The organism is Lysinibacillus sp. (genome assembly GCF_032093475.1).
GTDB classification, from domain to species: Bacteria; Bacillota; Bacilli; order Bacillales_A; family Planococcaceae; genus Lysinibacillus; species Lysinibacillus irui.
Genome location: NZ_DAMDAY010000103.1, coordinates 13,397 through 16,932, shown reverse-complemented (window position 1 = coordinate 16,932; position 3,536 = coordinate 13,397). Strand labels below are relative to the sequence as shown.

The 3,536-nt window shown below is 37.0% G+C and carries 5 protein-coding genes; 4 read left to right on the top strand and 1 reads right to left on the bottom strand.

Features of this window, described 5'->3' with window-relative positions; genetic code table 11:
- Positions 1 to 451: DNA glycosylase (locus RT445_RS18245; RefSeq protein ID WP_313471176.1), on the bottom strand; the 451-nt coding region annotated here is incomplete at its 3' end.
- 159 nt (positions 452 to 610) lie between these two features.
- On the opposite strand from RT445_RS18245, the gene RT445_RS18240 reads away from it, so the two are divergent.
- The 4 genes from RT445_RS18240 (at position 611) to RT445_RS18225 (ending at position 3,391) form a co-directional block, all read left to right on the top strand.
- Complete coding sequence (locus RT445_RS18240) at positions 611 to 1,324, top strand: 2OG-Fe(II) oxygenase (protein ID WP_274793159.1); 714 nt, start codon at positions 611 to 613, stop codon at positions 1,322 to 1,324.
- An 85-nt stretch (positions 1,325 to 1,409) separates the two neighbouring features.
- Positions 1,410 to 2,033 carry a bifunctional transcriptional activator/DNA repair enzyme AdaA gene (locus RT445_RS18235; protein ID WP_274793160.1) on the top strand — a complete coding sequence of 208 codons (624 nt, stop codon included), beginning with the start codon at positions 1,410 to 1,412 and terminating at the stop codon, positions 2,031 to 2,033.
- Positions 2,017 to 2,550 carry a methylated-DNA--[protein]-cysteine S-methyltransferase gene (gene adaB, locus RT445_RS18230; protein WP_274793161.1) on the top strand — a complete coding sequence of 178 codons (534 nt, stop codon included), beginning with the start codon at positions 2,017 to 2,019 and terminating at the stop codon, positions 2,548 to 2,550. The genes RT445_RS18235 and adaB overlap by 17 nt, the downstream gene beginning before the upstream one ends.
- A gap of 22 nt (positions 2,551 to 2,572) precedes the next feature.
- On the top strand, positions 2,573 to 3,391 hold the full coding sequence (locus RT445_RS18225; protein WP_274793162.1) for an SPL family radical SAM protein: 819 nt from the start codon (positions 2,573 to 2,575) through the stop codon (positions 3,389 to 3,391).
- Positions 3,392 to 3,536 lie beyond the last annotated feature (145 nt).

Below are 3,536 nucleotides of genomic sequence, written 5' to 3'. Positions count from 1 at the left end.
AGGAGTACGCAAAGGATAAATTAATTTGTTGCCCTAAAACTCCCCAGCATAAAGCTTCAAATAAATCAGGAATACCGATCACTCGCAATCCATAAAATTTTTGAGCAGGCATTTTAAGTAATGGGTCTGTTTTTGCCATTTCAAAAAATGAGGTTAAATCGTTATTTAGATCAAACCACTCATAAATATAGTTCACAACCTCTTCTCTTTTCCACTTTTCAATAGGTCTAGAATCATTTAATAAATGAACATTCATTTGTTTATTATTCATTACATTTATCTGAACTAAGGACCGAATTTCCCCGATAGCTATAACTTTTGTTATGACATCGTTCTCTATAGCATACATGCATTCATTTTTTTCCCTTGTTAGATAGCCTAGGTTTGCATCCTTATCAAAATCATCGGGTAATGTAATAACTATCACACCATTGACTTCATCCCATGTCACATTTCATTCTCCTCATCTTATTAAGAGTAATTTTACTTTACCACATCATAATCTTTCTTTATTTTGTTATCTTGCTCTTACATTCTAAACACCTTATTTTTTTAGAATGATGGGGTTATAGTGTTATTTATCAAGAATGCTAACTAGGAGTGGATAAAGGTGGTCCAAGATATTAGAACACGCGTTGCAAACTTAAATTGGAAATTAATTCAAATTGAATTAGATGAGCAAGGATTTGCAAAGCTTCCAGTGATTTTAACAAAAGAGGAATGTGAGCACTTCATAGAATTGTATTGTCAGGAAGATCCATTCCGAACAACCATCAATATGAAGAGATACCGCTTCGGGAGTGGAGAGTACAAATATTTTTCCTATCCATTACCTGAAATCATCCAAAGTTTAAGAGAGTCTTTTTATTTTGAATTGGCCAAAACAGCCAATCGATGGTTAGGTTATTTCAAGAAATCAAAACAGTTTCCAGATCATCTTCAAGATTTTTTAAACATCTGTGAAAAATATGACCAAACTAGACCGACACCTTTACTATTAAAGTATGAAACAGGTGGGTTTAATTGTTTGCATCAAGATTTATATGGTGACGTATTTTTCCCGTTTCAAGTCGTATTTGTGTTAAATCAACGCGATCATGACTTCTGCGGTGGAGAATCTCTATTAGTGGAACAAATTCCTCGTGCTCAGAGCAGGGGACATGTCATTACACTAGAACAAGGGAGTGCGCTAATTTTCCCTACTAACCATAGACCCGTTCTAGGTAAAAAAGGATATTACAAAAATACAGTTCGGCACGGAGTAAGCACAGTTACTTCTGGAGAACGATACGGTCTTGGAATCATTTTTCATGATTCTAAATAAAAAACTTCAATATCTTGCTATTTAATCCTCGGAATTATACATTCTTGATGGATAGAGAGTAAAATTGGAAGGAGAGGTGAGATTAATGACGGATCGTATAAATAACGGACATAAACAGATTTTAATAGATGGAGAAATGATGACGGATGAGAAGTGGCAAGCCATTATTAATAATGATACAGCATACAATAATCAATTTTTTTATGCAGTAAAATCGACAGGTATATTTTGCAAACCATCCTGTAAATCCCGTGTTCCGAAAAAAGAAAATGTATATATTTTTCAAAACGCAGAACAAGCTCTCCGTGCAAATTTTCGCCCTTGTAAACGCTGCAAGCCCACTAATGAAAATCTGCCTGATAGCGAGTGGGTTGATTTAATTACTGAATACATTGATCAACATTTCACAGAAAAATTAACCCTCGATTCGTTAGCAAGTATTTGTCATGGAAGTCCTTATCATATGCATCGGACATTTAAGAAGATTAAAGGCATTACGCCTGTTGAATATATACAACTAGTTAGAGTGCACACGGCTAAAAAGTATTTAATTCAGACAAATAAAGCAATTGGAGATATCGCCATAAGTGTGGGCATGACTAATACGCCTTATTTTATTACTTTATTTAAAAAGAAAACTGGACTGACTCCCGCACAATTTCGTCAAATGAGTAAAACGGAGGAAAAGTACTATGAAAACAAAGATTAAACCAACCCTATATTGGTCTTTACTACAGTTTCGGAATTGGAAGTTTTATATTGCTGCAACTTCAAAGGGTCTAGTCTTTGTCGGTTCACAGAACAAGCCAATTGAGGAATTGTTCGAATGGGCTAAGAAACGCTTACCAGGAAGTCCTCTTGTCAAAGATGATGAAAAGCTTGAACCCTATGCGGTTGAAATCATTCAGTATTTAGAAGGAAAGCGGAAAACCTTTTCTGTTCCATCTGACTACATCGGTACGCCATTCCAGCTAGCAGTCTGGCAGGCACTTTGCGACATTCCTTATGGACAGACGAAATCCTATTCCGACATTGCCAATACTATAAATAAGCCTGCTGCTGTTCGTGCTGTAGGAGCGGCAATTGGGGCTAATCCTGTATTAATTACTGTACCGTGCCATCGCGTAATTGGGAAGAATGGCACGTTAACTGGCTATCGTGGTGGATTAGAAATGAAGACACAGCTCCTGGATTTGGAAAAGCGAGCTTCTTCTAGTAAGGTGTAACGCTATGAATGGAGGTACTCACATGAAACATGAATTATTTTATAAAAATCCGAAAACCATTCTGAATAAAGGGACTGGCTTTCTTTCTGGATATACACATTCACTAAATCCTTATACAGGCTGTTCTTTTGGATGCTCCTATTGTTATGTACGCGAAATGCCTGTCTCTCTTTTTCGAGAAGGAGAATGGGGGAATTGGGTCGATGTGAAAAACGGAGCAGCGAATGTATTGAAAAAAGAGCTCCATCGCGCCAAAACGAAAGGGAAAGTCACCATTTTTATGTCATCCAGTACAGACCCATACCAACCAATAGAGCATAAGGAAAAAGTGACGCGCTCTTTACTAGAAGTGATGCTAGAAGATTCCCCTGATTTTCTATTAGTACAGACGAGAAGCCCCCTTGTCAGTCGAGACATCGATTTGCTGCAACAATTTAAAGATAAAGTTCGAGTAAGTATGACGATTGAGACCGATTCAGAAACGATACGTAAACATTTTACACCATATGCGCCCCCAATCCAGGCACGCTTTAAGACATTGGAAAAATTAGCGGCTTCGGGCATACCAACCCAAGTGGCTATCGCTCCCATCTTACCAAGTGGAGACTATTTCCCTGTGAAATTAAAGCCATTTGTCGATCGTATCTGTATCGATGACTACTTCATGGGCGACGGCAGTGGAGGAAAACGTACAAAGAGACTTGGTATAGAGAACAAATATACCCAACTTGGACTAGAAGAATGGTATGGACCACATGTAATAAAAAAAGTATACAACCGCTTTATTGAAGTCTTTCCAGAAAATCAAGTTTACGTGAGCCAGGCTGGGTTTGAGCCATAAAAAATACGAAATTCTTTCGGGCAGCCTTCATAACCATTCTTGTGATGATGATTGAAAATTTATTCTTAGAGTATGTTATGTCACACTTCCTTTTTACGAAAATTTTTATTTATTGATACAAAAATATTCGTATTTAATCCACTAA

Coding starts and splice junctions, on each gene's coding strand:
- adaB (WP_274793161.1), top strand. CDS start 2,017: ATGAAAACAAAGATTAAACCAACCCTATATTGGTCTTTACTACAGTTT.
- RT445_RS18225 (WP_274793162.1), top strand. CDS start 2,573: ATGAAACATGAATTATTTTATAAAAATCCGAAAACCATTCTGAATAAA.
- RT445_RS18235 (WP_274793160.1), top strand. CDS start 1,410: ATGACGGATCGTATAAATAACGGACATAAACAGATTTTAATAGATGGA.